This window comes from Nocardioides sp. SRI_004 (assembly GCF_057586415.1).
In genome coordinates, this window is record NZ_JBYCZV010000001.1 from 369,411 (window position 1) to 385,127 (window position 15,717).

The 15,717-nt window shown below is 70.5% G+C and carries 16 protein-coding genes; all 16 read left to right on the forward strand.

Annotation, left to right across the window (positions count from 1 at the left end; translation table 11 throughout):
- Nucleotide 1: 1 nt before the first annotated feature.
- The 16 genes from AC2YHB_RS01835 to AC2YHB_RS01910 all read left to right on the forward strand — a co-directional run bounded on the left by AC2YHB_RS01835 (nt 2) and on the right by AC2YHB_RS01910 (nt 15,709).
- On the forward strand, nt 2-1,174 hold the full coding sequence (locus tag AC2YHB_RS01835; RefSeq protein ID WP_487353338.1) for a thiolase family protein: 1,173 nt from the start codon (nt 2-4) through the stop codon (nt 1,172-1,174).
- 7 nt (nt 1,175-1,181) lie between these two features.
- Nucleotides 1,182-2,429, forward strand: coding sequence for an acetyl-CoA hydrolase/transferase family protein (locus AC2YHB_RS01840; RefSeq protein WP_487353339.1), 1,248 nt, complete (start codon nt 1,182-1,184; stop codon nt 2,427-2,429).
- On the forward strand, nt 2,426-3,376 hold the full coding sequence (locus AC2YHB_RS01845; RefSeq protein ID WP_487353340.1) for a hydroxymethylglutaryl-CoA lyase: 951 nt from the start codon (nt 2,426-2,428) through the stop codon (nt 3,374-3,376). Before AC2YHB_RS01840 ends, AC2YHB_RS01845 begins: the two co-directional genes overlap by 4 nt.
- 23 nt (nt 3,377-3,399) lie before the next feature.
- On the forward strand, nt 3,400-4,161 hold the full coding sequence (locus AC2YHB_RS01850) for an SDR family NAD(P)-dependent oxidoreductase (RefSeq protein ID WP_487353341.1): 762 nt from the start codon (nt 3,400-3,402) through the stop codon (nt 4,159-4,161).
- A 177-nt stretch (nt 4,162-4,338) separates the two neighbouring features.
- Nucleotides 4,339-5,178, forward strand: coding sequence for a 1,4-dihydroxy-2-naphthoyl-CoA synthase (gene menB, locus AC2YHB_RS01855; RefSeq protein ID WP_487353342.1), 840 nt, complete (start codon nt 4,339-4,341; stop codon nt 5,176-5,178).
- 32 nt (nt 5,179-5,210) lie between these two features.
- A complete protein-coding gene (locus AC2YHB_RS01860) occupies nt 5,211-5,987 on the forward strand; it encodes an enoyl-CoA hydratase/isomerase family protein (protein WP_487353343.1) in 777 nt (258 codons plus the stop codon).
- The gene (locus tag AC2YHB_RS01865; RefSeq protein ID WP_487353344.1) at nt 5,984-6,943 is read left to right on the forward strand and encodes an EamA family transporter; all 960 of its coding nucleotides are present in this window, start codon (nt 5,984-5,986) and stop codon (nt 6,941-6,943) included. Before AC2YHB_RS01860 ends, AC2YHB_RS01865 begins: the two co-directional genes overlap by 4 nt.
- Before the next feature lie 143 nt (nt 6,944-7,086).
- On the forward strand, nt 7,087-8,301 hold the full coding sequence (locus AC2YHB_RS01870; RefSeq protein WP_487353345.1) for an ABC transporter substrate-binding protein: 1,215 nt from the start codon (nt 7,087-7,089) through the stop codon (nt 8,299-8,301).
- A gap of 66 nt (nt 8,302-8,367) precedes the next feature.
- Nucleotides 8,368-9,222: a branched-chain amino acid ABC transporter permease gene (locus AC2YHB_RS01875; RefSeq protein WP_487353346.1), complete on the forward strand. Its 855-nt coding sequence runs from the start codon at nt 8,368-8,370 to the stop codon at nt 9,220-9,222.
- Complete coding sequence (locus AC2YHB_RS01880) at nt 9,219-10,259, forward strand: branched-chain amino acid ABC transporter permease (RefSeq protein ID WP_487353347.1); 1,041 nt, start codon at nt 9,219-9,221, stop codon at nt 10,257-10,259. Before AC2YHB_RS01875 ends, AC2YHB_RS01880 begins: the two co-directional genes overlap by 4 nt.
- Entirely contained in the window at nt 10,256-10,957 is a 702-nt protein-coding gene (locus tag AC2YHB_RS01885) for an ABC transporter ATP-binding protein (RefSeq protein ID WP_487353348.1), read from the forward strand. The genes AC2YHB_RS01880 and AC2YHB_RS01885 overlap by 4 nt, the downstream gene beginning before the upstream one ends.
- Nucleotides 10,954-11,652 carry an ABC transporter ATP-binding protein gene (locus AC2YHB_RS01890; RefSeq protein WP_487353349.1) on the forward strand — a complete coding sequence of 233 codons (699 nt, stop codon included), beginning with the start codon at nt 10,954-10,956 and terminating at the stop codon, nt 11,650-11,652. Before AC2YHB_RS01885 ends, AC2YHB_RS01890 begins: the two co-directional genes overlap by 4 nt.
- A 114-nt stretch (nt 11,653-11,766) precedes the next feature.
- On the forward strand, nt 11,767-12,999 hold the full coding sequence (locus AC2YHB_RS01895; RefSeq protein ID WP_487353350.1) for a CaiB/BaiF CoA transferase family protein: 1,233 nt from the start codon (nt 11,767-11,769) through the stop codon (nt 12,997-12,999).
- Complete coding sequence (locus AC2YHB_RS01900) at nt 12,996-13,808, forward strand: enoyl-CoA hydratase/isomerase family protein (RefSeq protein WP_487353351.1); 813 nt, start codon at nt 12,996-12,998, stop codon at nt 13,806-13,808. The genes AC2YHB_RS01895 and AC2YHB_RS01900 overlap by 4 nt, the downstream gene beginning before the upstream one ends.
- Nucleotides 13,809-13,813: 5 nt before the next feature.
- Nucleotides 13,814-14,653: an enoyl-CoA hydratase/isomerase family protein gene (locus AC2YHB_RS01905; protein ID WP_487353384.1), complete on the forward strand. Its 840-nt coding sequence runs from the start codon at nt 13,814-13,816 to the stop codon at nt 14,651-14,653.
- 6 nt (nt 14,654-14,659) lie between these two features.
- The gene (locus AC2YHB_RS01910) at nt 14,660-15,709 is read left to right on the forward strand and encodes a phosphotransferase family protein (protein WP_487353352.1); all 1,050 of its coding nucleotides are present in this window, start codon (nt 14,660-14,662) and stop codon (nt 15,707-15,709) included.
- Nucleotides 15,710-15,717 lie beyond the last annotated feature (8 nt).

Genomic DNA, 15,717 nt, shown 5'->3' on the forward strand with positions numbered 1-15,717 from the left:
CGTGGCGCTGACCGGACGCGACGCCTGGATCGTCGAGGCCCTCCGCACGCCGATGGGCAAGGCCCACCCCGAGCGCGGCTGGTTCCGCGACCAGCACCCCAACGCCATGCTCGGCGCCGTCTACACGGCCTTGCTCGAGGCCACCGGTGTCGCTCCCGCCGACGTCGAGGACCTCGTCGTCGGCTGTACGGCGCCCTTCGGCGAGCAGTCCCGCAATGTCGCACGCAACGCGTGGCTTCAGGCGGGCTACCCGGCCGAGGTCCCGGCGACGGTCCTCGACCGCCGGTGCGGTTCGGCCCAGACCGCCGTCGAGATGGCGGCGGCGCTGATCGCCTCCGGCACCCACGACCTCGTCCTCGCCGGCGGCGTCGAGAACATGGGTCACGTCCCCATGGACGCCGTCGTGAAGATCGAGGCACTGTACGGCGCCGCCTGGCCCGCCGAGCTCAAGGAGCTCTACGACTTCCCGACCATGGGCGAGAGCGCCGAGCGGATCGCCGATCAGTGGGGGATCACCCGGCGGGAGATGGATGAGTTCGCCGTGCGCTCCCACGCGCTCGCCGCCGCGGCCATCGAGGCCGGTCGGTTCCAGCGCGAGATCATCCCGATGGAGATCGACGGCGAGGTCCGCACCAGCGACCAGAGCGTCCGCCCGGGTACCAGCCTGGAGAGCCTGGCCGACCTCAAGACGATCTTCCGTCCCGAGACCGGAGCGGTCACCGCCGGGTCGTCCTCGCCGCTGACCGACGGTGCTGCCGGCGTGCTCCTGGCCTCGGACGACGCGGTCGCGCGGCACGGGCTCGCGAAGCGCGCCCGCGTGCTCGACCAGACGACGGTCGGAGTCGACCCGCTGATCATGCTGACCGGTCCGATCCCGGCCACCCGCAGGCTGCTCGAGCGCAACGGCATGACGATCGACGACATCGACCTGTTCGAGGTCAACGAGGCGTTCAGCTCGGTCGCCCTCGCGTGGGAGCGCGAGCTCAAGCCCGACATGGACCGGGTCAACGTCAACGGCGGCGCCATCGCGCTCGGCCACCCGGTCGGTGCCTCGGGCTCGCGCCTGTTCGCGACCCTGCTCGCCGAGATGGAGCGCCGCGACGTGGAGATCGGCCTCGTGACGATGTGCTGCGGCGGCGGCCTCGGCACGGCGACCCTCGTGCAGCGGGTCTGAGGACGCCATGTTCGACGTCGCGGACTTCCTGAACCCCGGGGACGGGGTGTGGTGGGGGCAGGGCAGCGCCGAGCCCGAGCCCCTCGTCAACCAGGTCCTCGACGCCGTCGACCGGGTCGGTCCCATCCGTGCCTTCTCCGGTCTCACGTGGAACGAGCGGCTGTCGGGCGACCTGCCCGAGAAGCTCACGGTGGTGTCCTACGGCGGCCTCGGGCAGCTCCGCAGCCTCAGCCGGCACGGTCGGCTCGACGTGGTCCCGTGCCACTACTCCGCGATCCCGCGGATGTTCGCCACCGGACAGCTGCCGAACGACGTCGGGCTCGTCCAGGTCTCGGCGCCCGGCCCCGATGGCACTGTCACGCTCGGCACCGGGGTCGAGTACGTCGCCGACGCACTCCGGCACACGCGCACCCTCATCGCCGAGATCAACCACCAGATGCCGGCGACGGCGGGCGGACCGCGTCTCCCGCTGTCGGCCTTCGCCGCGGTGGTCGAGACCGATCGCCCGTTGCGCGAGGCGCCGTCCAAGCCGGCCGACGCCGTCGACCGGGCCATCGCTGCCAACGTGGCCAGCATCGTCGAGGACGGCTCGACCATCCAGATCGGCGTCGGGGCGCTCCCGGCGGCCGTCCTCGACGCACTGGCCGGTCACGCCGACCTCGGCCTGCACAGCGGGATGATCACCGACGGCGTGCTCACGCTGGTCGAGAAGGGCGTCATCACCGGCGCGCGCAAGGAGATCGACCCGGGGGTGGTGGTGACGGGAGCCGCGCTGTGCAGTGCGGACGGCTACCGGCGAATCGCCGAGCACCCCATCGAGTTCCGCGCGGCCAGCTACACCCACGCGCCTGCGGTGCTGTCGGACCTGCGCTCGCTGGTGTCGATCAACTCGGCGATCGAGGTCGACCTGCTCGGCCAGGTCGGGGCCGAGCTCGCCCGCGGCGTCCACATCGGCGCCGTCGGCGGCCAGGTCGACTTCAGCAGGGCGGCGTCGCTGACCGGGTCCCGCTCGATCATCGCGCTGCGCTCGACCGTCGGTTCGGGGGAGCGCTCCCACTCGACCATCGTCCCGACCCTCGCCAGCGGCGTCGTCACGACCGCCCGCGTCGACGTGGACGCCGTCGTCACCGAGCACGGTGTCGCCATGCTGACCGGCTGCACGGTCGCCGAGCGGGCGTTGCGACTGATCGAGGTGGCCGCCCCCGAACACCGTGAAGACCTCCAACGAAGCCTCGCAGAGCAGGAGAACCGATGACCACCGCGACCTTCCCGAACAGCACCCAGGATGAGACCCGGACCGTCCACATCCGCGAGGTCGGGCCGCGCGACGGGTTCCAGAACGAGCCCGAGACCATCGCGACCGACGACAAGATCCGACTCATCAACGCCCTCGGCCGGGCCGGGGTGAAGCGCATCGAGGTGGCCAGCTTCGTACGGCCCGACGTCATCCCGCAGCTGTCCGACGGAGTGGCCGTGCTCCAGGGCATCGACGTCCCCGACGACGTGTCGCGCATGGTCCTGGTCCCCAACAGCAAGGGACTGGACAACGCGCTGGCCCATCGCGACCTCTTCGAGGAGATCGCACTGTTCGTCAGTGCCAGCGAGACCCACAACAAGCGCAACATCAATCGCAGCGTCCAGGAGACGATGGACGACGTCCGTGGCATGGGCAAGCGGATCGTGGCAGAGGGCGTCAGCTACAGCGCCGTCATCGCCACGTCCTTCGGCTGTCCGTTCGAGGGCGCGGTCCCGATGGACCGCGTGCTCGACCTGGCTGAGCAGTTCGCGGAGTCCGGTGCCACCGAGCTCGGCTTCGGCGACACGACCGGCATGTGCAACCCGGCGTACGCCTCGCGCTTCTTCGCTGCCGCCGTCGAGCGACTGCCCGGCGTCGAGATCACCGCGCACTTCCACAACACCCGCGGCCAGGGCCTCGCCAACGCGTATGCCGCCCTCGAGGCCGGGTGCCGCAGCTTCGAGTCCAGCTTCGGCGAGCTGGGCGGCTGCCCGGTCCCGGCGGGCTCGACCGGCAACATCGCCACGGAGGACCTGGTGTCGATGTTCCACGAGATGGGTGTCGACACCGGTCTCGACCTCGACCGCCTCATCGAGGCGGCCCGCGATGCCCAGAGCACCCTCGGTCGCAAGCTCACCAGCCACTCGATCGTCGCCGGACCGGTCATCTGGTCCCCGGCCGTCTGACCCACCACTCAAGGAGAAGAAGAATGAGCAACCGCGTCGCACTGGTCACCGGCGGTGCCCAGGGCATCGGCAAGGGCATCGCCACCACGCTCGGCCGCGACGGCTTCCGCGTCGCCGTCGCCGACCTCAACCTGGCGGTGGCCGAGGAGACGGCGAAGGAGATCAGCGCCGCGGGCGGTGAGGCCATCGCCGTGCAGGTCGACGTGACCTCGACCGAGTCCGTGAATGCCGCTGTCGCGGCCGTCGAGGCCGAGCTCGGTCCGATCGAGGTCATCGTGAACAACGCCGGCTGGGACGACTTCATGCCGTTCGTGAACACCAGTGAGGAGTTCTGGGACAAGATCCTGGACATCAACTACAAGGGTGCGCTGCGCGTCATCCACGCGGTCGTGCCCGGCATGATGGAGCGCGGCTTCGGCCGCGTCATCAACATCGGCTCCGACGCCGGTCGCGTCGGCTCGTCGATGGAGGCGGTGTACTCGGGCGCCAAGGGCGGCATCATCGCCTTCACCAAGACCCTGGCCCGCGAGGTCGCCCGCAAGGGCGTCACCGCCAACACGGTCTGTCCCGGCCCGACGGACACGCCGGCCCTGCGCAAGTTCGCCGACGGTGCGGGCGGCGGCGACGCCGAGAAGGTGATCGCCGGCATGACCAGTGCCGTTCCGATGAAGCGGCTCGGCACGCCCGAGGACGTGGGCCCGGCCGTCTCCTTCTTCGCCTCCGACGGTGCCGGCTTCGTCACCGGCCAGACGCTGTCCGTCAGCGGCGGCCTCACGATGGCCTGACGGACACGACAAGGCCCTACGGGGAACGATCGCGGCGCTGCTGACCCCGGCGCCCGCGGTCCCGGCGCCGCCGCTCGCGAGATCAGCCGATGGGGGTCGGCACCCTCGCGTCGGGGCGGCGCCGGTCCCCGGCCCGTGAACCCGCACGACGTATGCGCCGAAAGGAGAGAAGTGCCGATGGATGGCAGCACACCGAGCATCGACTGGACCCCCGGCGGTCAGTACGACGACATCGTCTACGAGACCTCGAGGGACGGGATCGCCAAGATCACGATCAACCGCCCCGAGGTCCACAACGCGTTCCGGCCCCAGACGCTCGTCGAGGTCGACCGCGCCCTCATGGCGGCGCGCGAGGACGAGTCCGTCGGCGCGATCATCCTGACCGGTGCGGGGGACAAGGCGTTCTGCTCGGGCGGCGACCAGCGGGTACGGGGCGACAGCGGCTACCAGCTCGACGCCAACGCGACCGGCCGCTTCCACGTGACCGACCTGCACGTCGCGATGCGCCGCTGCCCCAAGCCGATCGTCGCGATGGTGGCCGGCTACGCGATCGGCGGGGGGCACGTCCTGCACCTCGTGTGCGACCTGACGATCGCTGCCGACAACGCGGTCTTCGGGCAGGTGGGTCCGAAGGTCGGTTCCTTCGACGGCGGGTACGGGTCGAGCATCCTCTCGGACCTGGTCGGGCCGAAGAAGGCCAAGGAGATCTGGTTCCTCTGCCGCCAGTACGACGCCCGCCAGGCCCTCGAGATGGGGCTGGTCAACACCGTCGTCCCCCTCGCCGACCTGGAGCGGGAGACCGTCCGCTGGTGCCGGGAGATGCTCGAGCTCTCGCCCCGTGCGCTGCGCATGTCGAAGCTGAGCTTCCACGCCCACGAGGACGGCTACGCCGGGATCCAGCAGCTGGCGCACGACGCCAACCTGCTCTTCTACGGCACCGAGGAGGCCCAGGAGGGGCGCGAATCCTTCAAGGCCCGTCGCACCCCCGACTTCGCCCGCTTCCCCCGTCGTCCCTGACCGTGTACCACCGAGAACCCCGAGAAGGAACCATGTCTGAGACCCCTGTCGTCACCTGGGCCAACGAGTCGCCAGGCGTGGTCGTCGTGACCATGGACCGGCCGCCGGCCAACGCGCTCGGCATCCCGATCCTGGACGGCCTGCACGCGGCGATCGATGCCGCCGAGCAGGCAGGCGACGTGAAGGTCATGGTCATCACCTCGGCGCGGGACGGATTCTTCGCCGCAGGCGCCGACATCAAGCACATGTCGACGATCGACGCGGACTCCTTCCTGGCGTACGGCGACAAGATGCGCGCCGTCAACGACCGTTTGGCCGCGTCGCAGTGGCTCTCGATCGCCGCGATCGACGGCCTTGCGCTCGGCGGCGGCCTGGAACTCGCCATGGCCTGCACGCTCCGCGTCGCGGGCCCGCGCGCCAAGCTCGGTCTCCCCGAGGTCAAGCTCGGCCTGATCCCCGGCGCGGGGGGTACGCAGCGGCTGACCCAGCTCGTCGGGCGTGGTCGGGCGCTCGACATCATGCTCACGGCCCGGCAGGTGGAGGCCGACGAGGCGCTGCGGATCGGGCTGGTCGAACGACTCACCGATGGAGACGTCCTGAAGGCCGCCCTCGAGCTCGCCGGCGAGCTGGTGCCATCGTCGCTGCCGGCGCAGCTGGCGGTCGTACGGACCGTCGATGCCGCCTTCGCGATGCCGCTCGCGGAGGGCATCGCCTACGAGCGTGCGCAGGAACAGGGCCTGTTCGAGAACGGCGAGGCCGCGGAAGGCATCGCCGCGTTCGTGGCGAAGCGCGCGCCCGACTTCGCGTGACACCGGTCGGCGGGGCCGAGCCGGCGCGGGGCGCGGGCCGGTCCCGGCTGGTGCTCTGCATGGCGGCCGTGTGGCTGCTCTGGGGCTCGGTCTACCTCGCGATCCGGTTGGTGGTCGAGGAGGTCGATCCGTTCCAGGCGATGGCCCAGCGCTACGTCGTCGCCGGGCTGGTCCTGGCCGGCATCGCGGCCGCTCGCAGCGGCTGGTCGGTGCTCCGGGTGACCCGTGCCGAGGCGCTCGGTCTGCTGATCACGGGCGTGCTGCTCCTGGGGCTGGGCAACGGCTTCCAGGCGCTGGCCCAGGTCGGCGGGCTGCCCTCGGGGGTGGCGGCACTGATCGTCGCCACCGTGCCGGCCTGGGCCGTCCTGATCCGGCTGGCGACCGGCGACCGCCCTCCGGGAGCAACCCTGGTGGGGGTCGGCATCGGATTCGCCGGGCTGGTCGCCCTGGTCGGCCTCGGCCAGAGCACGGGGGAGGCCGTCCCCCTCGTCGCCGCGCTCTTCTGCCTGGCGGCGAGCATCAGCTGGACTCTCGGTTCGTTCCTGCAGGGCCGGCTGACCGTTCCCGATGACATCGTCACGGTCGCGGCGTACCAGCAGCTCGTCGCGGCCGGTACGTCCACGACACTGGCGTTCGCGACGGGGGAGCAGCTCAGCTTCGACTACTCCCTCCGGGGGTGGCTGGCGCTGGGCTGGCTGGTCGTGGCGTGCTCGGTCATGGCCTTCCTGGCCTTCGCGTGGCTGCTGGCGAACGTGCCGCTCTCCTTGACGGCGACCCACGCCTACGTGAACCCGGTGGTGGCGGTCTTCCTCGGCTGGCTGGTGCTCGCCGAGCCGATCGGCGTGGGCGTCTTGATCGGCGGCGGCGCCGTGATCGGCGCCGTGGTCCTGATCATCGGATCCGAGCGCCGCGCCGCCGTCCAGGACCGGGTTCCGGAGAACGTCGCCCCCGGATGACCCAGTGACGGGCGTCACTATCCCTTTGGGGATAGATCAAAACCCCTCCAAGTAGGGTCGAATCGATCTAACTATCGGACCATACTTGCGTGACGTGAGACACACCGATCGACGGTGTTCCCGGACCCGAGGGGATCTTTCGCATGAAGCGACGACTGCTGGCGGCAACGAGTGCCGCCGCGCTGGCAATGACCGTGGCGGCCTGTGGCGCGGCCAGTGACAGCTCGGGTGGCGACGGTGAGGACGGTCCGATCAAGGTCGCGCTGATCCCGCCGACCAGCGGAGCGTTGGCGCAGTTCGGCACCGATGCCGTGAACGGCTGGAAGACCGCCGTTCGCCTCCTCAACGAGAACGGCGGCATCGACGGCCGCAAGGTGGAGCTGGTCGTCAAGTCCACCGACGCCGACCCGGCGACCACGCTGCGGGTCGCCAAGGAGGCCGTCACGCAGGACGGTGCCCAGTTCATCGGAGCGGTCATGACCTCGCCCGAGCACGCCGCCCTGAACGCCCAGCTCGAGGGCCTCGGCGCCATGTCGTTCAACGCACTCGGTAAGGACGACGCGCTGGTGGGGGAGCAGTGCTCGCCGTACGCGGTGCACGTGGTCCAGACGAGCAGCATGGACATCAACGCGCTGGCCAGCTCGCTCGCCGACCTCGAGGGGGACAAGTGGGCGATCCAGGCCGTCGACTACGCGACCGGGCACAGCGCGGCCGAGAAGTTCAAGGCGGCCGCGGAGAAGGCGGGCAAGAAGATCGTGCTCGAGCAGTTCGCGCCGCTCAACACGACCGACTTCGGCTCATACATCACCAAGATCAAGGGCAGCGGCGCCGACGCGGTCTTCGCGGTCGAGTACGGCGCCGACGGCGTCGCCTTCGTCCAGCAGGCCGACCAGTTCAACCTCGACAGCCAGCTGAAGACCGTCCTCGGGTTCAACATGGTCTCCGAGCCGCTGTTCGAGACGCTGGGCGACACCATCGAGGGCTACTACAACAACGTCGGCTACGACGAGGCAGGCGACAACGAGCTCAACAAGGAGTTCGTCGAGGCCTACACCGCCGACCACGGCAGCGCGCCGTACTACGTCCCCGCCGACAACTACCTCGCTGCCGAGACCCTCTTCGCGGCCATCGAGAAGGCCGGGTCGTCGGACCCTGCCAAGGTCGCCGAAGCGGTCCACGGCCTGAGCCTCGACAGCATCGTCGGCGAGGTGACTGTCCGTGCGGAGGACAACCAGGTGCTCCGCGACTCCTACCTCGGGCAGGTCGTCAAGGGCGACGGCGGACTGGCCTTCGACGTGCTGTCCAACACGACGCCCGACGTCACCACGCCCGAGCCCGACTCGGCCTGCAAGTTCTGATCCGGCCGATGCCGGCACGGGCCTCGGGCGCCCGTGCCGGCATCCCGGCGTAGCGAGGAGAAGGACGTGAACGCAGCACAGCTGCTCAACGGGGTGGCCCTCGGGTCGCTCCTCATGGTGCTCAGCTCCGGACTGGCGATGATCTACGGGCTGCGGGGTGTGGCGAACTTCGCCCACGGTGCGCTCTACATGTCGGGCGCCTACATCGCGTACTCCGTGTCGGACCGCGCCGGATTCTGGCTGGCGCTGCTCGTCGTGCCCCTGGTCCTGGCCGTGCTGGGCGTGATCCTGGAGCTCGCCTTCTTCCGGCCGCTCCAGCACCGTTCGCACATCGAGCTCGGCCTGATCACCTTCGGGCTGGCCCTCATCGCCGAGCGCCTCGTGGTGCTGATCTGGGGCGAGCGCACGCTGCGCGTCAGCCCGCCCGAGTTCCTCCAGGGGACGACGTCCCTGCTGGGAGTGGAGTACCCCAGCTATCGGCTCGCGATCATCGTGATCGCGGTGGCCCTGGCTGCGGCGCTGGTCCTCTGGCTGCGCAGCACCGAGGTCGGCCTGCACATCCGGGCTGCGAGCCAGGACATCGAGACCGCGGCGATCATGGGCATCAACGTCGACCGCGTCAGCCTGGTCGTGGTGGCCGTCGGCGCCGCGCTGGCCGGCCTCGCCGGCGCGCTCGCCGCGCCGTACGTCGCGCTCGACCCGGGGATGGGGAACGCCTTCCTCATCACCGTGTTGATCATCGTCGTGGTCGGGGGGATCGGGAGCATCGGTGGCGCGATGGTCGCCGGCATGGGCCTCGGCGTCATCCAGACGGTCAGCACCGTGTGGTCGCCGAGCTTCGCCGTGGTCGTGCCCTACCTCGCGCTGACCATCGTCCTGCTGTGGCGGCCCACGGGGCTCGCCGGAAAGAGGGTCTCATGACGACCACCGCACCTGCCGACGACGTCACGGCGACCATGGTCGAGGCTCCGGTGCAGCGCGGCCGGGCTCGCGGGACGCTGATCGGGATCGGTGTCGCGATCGGCGTGCTGCTCGCCGGCCTGGCCGTTCCCTACGTCATCACCGACACCTACCGGATGAGCCTCGTCGTCGACGCGACCATCCTCAGCCTGATGGCGATCGGCATCGGGTTCCTGGCCCGCCATCTCGGCATCATCAGCCTCGGACACGGAGCGTTCTTCGGCGCGGCGGCGTACGGCGTCGGCATCGCGACATCGAACTGGGGCTGGACACCGACGATGGCCGTCGGCTTCGGCGTCGTCGCCGGGACCGTCATCGCCCTCGTCATGGGTCTGCTCGTCGTCCGTGCCTCGGGGTTCGGCTTCCTGATGCTGACCCTCGCGCTCTCGCAGGCGTTGTACTCCCTCAGCGTGCAGACCTCGGCCCGCCCCCTGACGGGTGCGCACGACGGCAAGCTGTTGTCGTACGACCGGGACATGACCTTCCTCGGCCTGACCCAGGCCGACGTGATGAACCCGGGTCTGTTCTGGCCCTTCGCCTGGATCGCGCTCACCGTGTCGGCGACGGCGCTGTGGCTGGTCGGGCGCTCGCGCTTCGGCACCACGCTCGAGGGCATCCGCGAGAACGAGGAGCGGATGCGCTTCTCGGGCTACGACACCTTCGTGCCGCGGCTGCTCGCCTTCGTCCTCTCGGGGGCCGTCGCTTCGCTGGGCGGCGCACTCTTCGCGATCAACGCGGGCTACGTCTCGCCCGACATCCTCGGTTTCGCGAAGGCGGGTGACTCGCTGATCGCCGCACTGATCGGAGGCTTCGGGCTGCTGGTCGGGCCAGTCGTGGGCACCTTCCTCTTCGTCTACGCCCAGGCCAACTTCAACTTCGGTGGCAACCTCCACCTCTTCACGGGCCTGGCGCTGATCGTGGTCCTGGTGTTCCTGCCCGGCGGGATCACGGGGGCCTTCCAGAAGCTCTACCACCGCATCAGGAAGGGACGCCGATGAGCATCTTCGAAGGACGGGGACTCACGGTCCGGTACGGCGCCCACGTGGCGCTCGACGGTGTCGACATCTCTCTGGAGCCGGGCGTCGTCCACGGCGTCATCGGACCCAATGGTGCGGGGAAGTCGACCTTCATCGACGCACTCTCCGGACGCAAGCGGCCCTCCTCGGGAACGGTGAACTTCGAGGGCTCGGAGATCACCCGGCGGTCGGTCCGGTGGCGGCGCCACCACGGGCTGGCACGCTCGTTCCAGCGCACCAGCGTCTTCGGCTCGATGACCGTCGGCGACCAGCTCGAGATGATCGCGCGCCGCAACGACGAGCCCGACCTCGACGAGATCGTCGGCACCCTCGGCCTGGAGCCGGTCCGCGACCGGGTCTGCTCGGAGATCGCGTACGGCACGCAGCGGTCCGTCGACCTGGCCATTGCGCTGATCGGCCGACCGAAGGTCGTGCTGCTCGACGAACCGTGCGCCGGCCTGGTCCACGACGAGTCGGTGCGCATGCTCCAGCACGTCCGTGACCTCTGCAAGGAGCGCCGCGTCGCCGCCCTGCTGGTCGAGCACGACGTCGATGGCGTCTTCCGCACCTGCGACGTCATCACCGTGCTCGACCTCGGCAAGGTCATCGCCACGGGCTCGCCTGCCGAGGTCCGTGCCGACGAGAACGTCATCCGTGCCTACCTGGGGAGTGCCGCATGAGCACCACGCCCGTCCTCGAGTTCCGCGGTGTCACGGCCGGGTACAACGGCTCGGTGATCCTGCAAGACCTGTCCTTCTCGATCGCGCCCGGTGAGACCGTCGGCCTGGTCGGCCGCAACGGTGCGGGCAAGACGACCACACTGATGTCCGTCTATGGCGTCCCGGCCGTCTCCGGCGAGATCCTCGTCGAGGGTGCGCCGGTCGGCCGCAAGGCCCACCTGCCGACCGCGCGGGGCGTGTCCCTCGTCCCGCAGGGCAAGCGCATCTTCAGCAACCTGACGGTCGAGGAGAACATCGTGCTCGGCCGGGCGTCGGGCAGGCCGACAACGTGGAGCGTCGAGGACCTGTACGAGCTGTTCCCCAACCTTGCGCGCGGTCGCAAGCGTCCCGGCACCTCGCTGTCCGGCGGCGAGCAGCAGATGCTCGCCATCGCGCGGGCGCTGATGGCGGGACCTTCGCTGCTGATGCTGGACGAGCCCACCGAGGGCCTCGCTCCGGTGATCATCGACGCGATCGTCGAGGCGCTCAAGGAGATCCGGTCCAGGGGGACGGCACTGCTGCTCGTCGAGCAGCACATCGGGATGATCCAGAAGGTCGCCGACCGCTACCTGGCGTTGCGCAAGGGCCGGCTGGTCGGGGACGGACCTGTCGAGCGGCTCGGGGACCGTGCGGTCCAGGAGCTGATCGCGCTCTGAGTGCCGTTGATCAACCTCGGCCCGGCCCCACTGGAGAAGCCTCCAGCGGGGCCGGAACCATGTTATGGTCTGACCATTCAAAGCATGGCTACGGTGGCCCTCGGAGGTGGTGGCATGACGTCGACGACGGCTGACCGCGCCCTCACGGGACCGCTCGTGGGGTTGAAGGTCGTGGAGATCGGCAGCATCGGCCCCGGGCCGTTCTGCGCGATGCTGCTGGCGGACCTGGGCGCGGACGTGGTCCGGGTCGACCGGACCAGTGGCGCGGCGCTCGTCGGGCCCAACACCGACTTCCGGACCGAGGTGATGCACCGCGGCCGGCGTTCGGTCGCGGTCGATCTCAAGCACCCGCAGGGGGCCGAGGTGGTGCTCGACCTGGTGGCGGGGGCCGACGTCCTGCTCGAGGGCTTCCGGCCCGGTGTCACCGAGCGGCTCGGCATCGGCCCGGAGGCTTGCCACGCGGTGAACTCGCGGCTGGTCTACGGCCGGATGACCGGCTACGGCCAGGACGGGCCGCTCGCCCAGGCCGTCGGCCACGACATCAACTACGTCGCACAGAGCGGCCTGCTGGCCCTCGTCGGTCGGCGCGGCCAGCCGCCGACCCCGCCGTTGAGCCTCGCCGGTGACTTCGGCGGGGGAGGGATGATCCTCGCGCTCGGCCTGCTCGCCGCGGTCTGGGAGGCCCAGCGCACGGGCCGGGGCCAGGTGGTGGATGCCGCGATGGTGGACGGCTCGGCGCTGCTCGCCGCGGCCTTCCACGGCTTCGTCAGCAACGGGACGTGGGACACCGAGCGCGGCACCAACATCGTCGACTCCGGTGCGCCCTTCTACGACGCCTACGAGACGGCCGACGGTCGCTGGCTCGCGGTCGGGGCGATGGAGCCGCACTTCTACGCCGACCTGCTGGAGATCCTGGAGATCGACCCGGCGACGCTGCCCGAGCAGAACGACCGCTCGCAGTGGCCGCAGACCAAGAAGGTCTTCGCTGACGTCGTACGGACGCGAACCCGTGACGAATGGGTCACCCGGGCAGCCGGCCGTGCCTGCGTGTCTCCCGTCCTCGAGGTCGAGGAGGCATGGAAGGACTCGCACAACGTGGCGCGCGGGACCTTCGTCGACGTCGCCGGCGTCACCCAGCCCGCGCCGCAGCCGCGGTTCAGCCGCAGCCCCGCCTCCGTCGACGGACCGCCGCCGGCGCCCGGCGAGCACACCCGCCTCGCGCTGGCCGCGTGGGGAGTCGCGGCCGACCGCATCGAAGCGTGGGAGGCGGCCGGAGCGATCGCCCAGGTCGATCCGGCAGACCCGACCGCTTCCGAGAACCCAGAGAAAGGCAGCCAGGCCCGATGAAGAGCCTCGACCGCACCTACGAGACGTTGACCCTCGAGCAGGTGTCACCGGGCATCGTGGTGCTCACCCTCGATCGCCCCGACCGCTACAACGCGATGACGAACCAGATGTTCGCCGAGCTGGAGCGGGCCGCGCTCGACCTCGACCAGGAGGACGACCTCCGGGTCATCGTGATGACCGGGGCCGGGGCGGCGTTCTGCGCTGGCTACGACCTCGCCGACGCCGACCACCTCTCCGACCTCGGCGCGATCGGGATGCTCAACCAGCAGGAGCGCGCTGCCCGCGCGCTGATGGCGGTCCGCTCCGTGCGGGTGCCCGTCGTCGCGGTCGTCAACGGTGCCGCTGCCGGCGGTGGACTCGCCCTCGCGCTTCAGGCCGACATCCGGCTGGCCGCTCCCGAGGCGAAGTTCAACGCGGCGTTCGTGCGGATCGGCCTCACGGCCGGCGACCTGGGCACGTCCTGGCTGCTCACCCGCCTGGTCGGTCCTGCGGTTGCCAGCGACGTCTGCTTCACCGGGCGCATGGTGCACGCGGAGGAGGCGGCCCGGATCGGGCTGGTCAACGCGGTCTCGGCCCCGGGCGCCCTCATGGACGACGCACTGGCTCTGGCCGGACGGATCGTCGAGAACAGCCCGGGTGGCGTCCAGCTCTCGAAGCGAGCCCTGCACGCCAACATGGAGGTCGGTTCCTACGCGGCCGCGATCGAGCTGGAGAACCGCGGGCAGGCGCTGCTGACCCGCAGCACCGACATGCCCGAGGCGCTGGCCGCCTTCAAGGAGAAGCGCCGACCCGTCTTCAAGGGGGAGTGACCACGATGACCGTGACCGAGGAGAGCACTGCCGTGCAGATCGACTTCCCCGAGCTCCAGGAGCTCACGTTCGAGGTGCTGCCGGGCGACATCGGCGTGCTGCGGATCAACCGTCCCGAGCGGATGAACAGCCAGACGATCAGGATGTTCAGCGAGTACGGCGAGGCCGCATTCGCGCTGCGTGACGCGCCCCTGCGCGCGCTGATCGTCACCGGTGCCGGCACCCGGGCGTTCTGCGCCGGCTTCGACCTCGACGAGATCCACCGGATCACCGAGATGGGCGTGCGCGAGTTCCTCAAGTTCCAGGAGACCGCCACGGGCGGCATCCAGGGCATCCACTTCCTACCCTTTCCGGTGATCGCCGCGATCCACGGCCCGGCCACCGGCGGCGGCCTGGCGCTCGCGCTCGCCGCGGACATCCGGCTCTGTGACCCGGCGGCCAAGTTCAGCGCCGCCTTCGTCAAGGTCGGACTCTCGGTCGGAGAGCTCGGCACGTCGTACCACCTGACCCGACTGGTCGGGCCGGCGAAGGCGGCCGACATCGGCTACACCGCGCGGATCGTGGGTGCCGAGGAGGCTGAGCGGATCGGCCTCGTCAACCGCGTCGTCCCGACCGACGAGCTGTTCGACGCGGCGGTCGAGATGGCCCAGCAGATCTCTCGGAACTCCCCGGCCGGCGTGCGCATGTCGAAGCGTGCCATCCAGCGCAACCTGGAGATCACCTCCTATGCCGCCGCGCTCGAGCTCGAGAACCGCGGCCAGGCGTTGATGACGCGCACCGAGGACATGCCGGAGGCGCTCGCGGCGTTCAAGGAGAAGCGCGAGCCGCGCTTCACCGGGCAGTGACCGCCGATGAGTGACTGGGACTGGGACCCCGAGCAGCGGAGCCGGCTCGCCGGCTTCCTCGAGGCGCACGGCATCACCTCCGGCGAGGTCGTCACCAAGCCGATCGGGGACGGCCACTCCAACCTGACCTTCCTGGTGAGCGACGCCGAGGGCCGCCAGGTCGTCGTCCGTCGTCCGCCGCCTCCGCCCACTCCTCCGGGCGCCCACGACATGCTGCGCGAGGCGCGCCTCGTCGGCGCCCTCGGCGACACCGACGTGCCGGTGGCGCGGCTGCTCGCGACGGCCGAGGCGGGCGAGGTGATCGACGTGCACTTCTACGTCATGAGCTTCGCCGCCGGTCCGGTGGTGACGACATCGACGCCGGCGCCACTGGACACGCCAGGCATCCGTCGCTCCATCGGCGAGACGCTCGTCGACACCCTGGCCGACCTGCACGCCGTCGACTGGGCCGCGGCCGGACTGGCCGACCTGGGCCGGCCGGAGGGCTTCAACGGGCGGCACCGGGCGCGGATGGCACGCCTGGTCGCCGACGCCGACGGCAACCCGCCGCCGCAGTTCGCGGCGGTCGACGAGTGGCTGCAGGCGAACGTGCCGGCCGAGTCCGGCGCGACCATCGTCCACAACGACTTCCGCATCGGCAACGTGGTGCTCTCCGCCGAGCGACCGGGCGCGGTCGAGGCCGTCCTCGACTGGGAGCTGGCGACGCTCGGCGACCCGTTGTTCGACCTGGGCTACTTCCTGTCGTCGGTGCCGGACGCGCCGCCGTACAACCCGACCCAACGGTTCGGTCTCGCCCTGCTGGAGGACGGCTACCCCAGCCGTGACGAGCTGGCGGCGCGCTACGCCGCCCGCACGGGCGCGGACCTCGGCAACCTCGCCTGGTACACGACGCTCGCGCTGTGGAAGCTCGCCGTCCTCTACGAGTACGGCCACCGGCGCGCCCTGCGTGGGGTCGGCGATCCGTACTACGCCGACCAGCGCCTGGTGCAGTCGTTCCTCGAGGACGCGCACCGCTCGGCCGGTCTGCCGCCGCCCCCTCCCGCACCCGCAACCTGAGGAGTCCC

Coding starts and splice junctions, on each gene's coding strand:
- AC2YHB_RS01880 (WP_487353347.1), top strand. CDS start 9,219: ATGACGACCACCGCACCTGCCGACGACGTCACGGCGACCATGGTCGAG.
- menB (WP_487353342.1), top strand. CDS start 4,339: ATGGATGGCAGCACACCGAGCATCGACTGGACCCCCGGCGGTCAGTAC.
- AC2YHB_RS01840 (WP_487353339.1), top strand. CDS start 1,182: ATGTTCGACGTCGCGGACTTCCTGAACCCCGGGGACGGGGTGTGGTGG.
- AC2YHB_RS01850 (WP_487353341.1), top strand. CDS start 3,400: ATGAGCAACCGCGTCGCACTGGTCACCGGCGGTGCCCAGGGCATCGGC.
- AC2YHB_RS01870 (WP_487353345.1), top strand. CDS start 7,087: ATGAAGCGACGACTGCTGGCGGCAACGAGTGCCGCCGCGCTGGCAATG.
- AC2YHB_RS01885 (WP_487353348.1), top strand. CDS start 10,256: ATGAGCATCTTCGAAGGACGGGGACTCACGGTCCGGTACGGCGCCCAC.
- AC2YHB_RS01910 (WP_487353352.1), top strand. CDS start 14,660: ATGAGTGACTGGGACTGGGACCCCGAGCAGCGGAGCCGGCTCGCCGGC.
- AC2YHB_RS01845 (WP_487353340.1), top strand. CDS start 2,426: ATGACCACCGCGACCTTCCCGAACAGCACCCAGGATGAGACCCGGACC.
- AC2YHB_RS01895 (WP_487353350.1), top strand. CDS start 11,767: ATGACGTCGACGACGGCTGACCGCGCCCTCACGGGACCGCTCGTGGGG.
- AC2YHB_RS01860 (WP_487353343.1), top strand. CDS start 5,211: ATGTCTGAGACCCCTGTCGTCACCTGGGCCAACGAGTCGCCAGGCGTG.
- AC2YHB_RS01900 (WP_487353351.1), top strand. CDS start 12,996: ATGAAGAGCCTCGACCGCACCTACGAGACGTTGACCCTCGAGCAGGTG.
- AC2YHB_RS01905 (WP_487353384.1), top strand. CDS start 13,814: ATGACCGTGACCGAGGAGAGCACTGCCGTGCAGATCGACTTCCCCGAG.
- AC2YHB_RS01890 (WP_487353349.1), top strand. CDS start 10,954: ATGAGCACCACGCCCGTCCTCGAGTTCCGCGGTGTCACGGCCGGGTAC.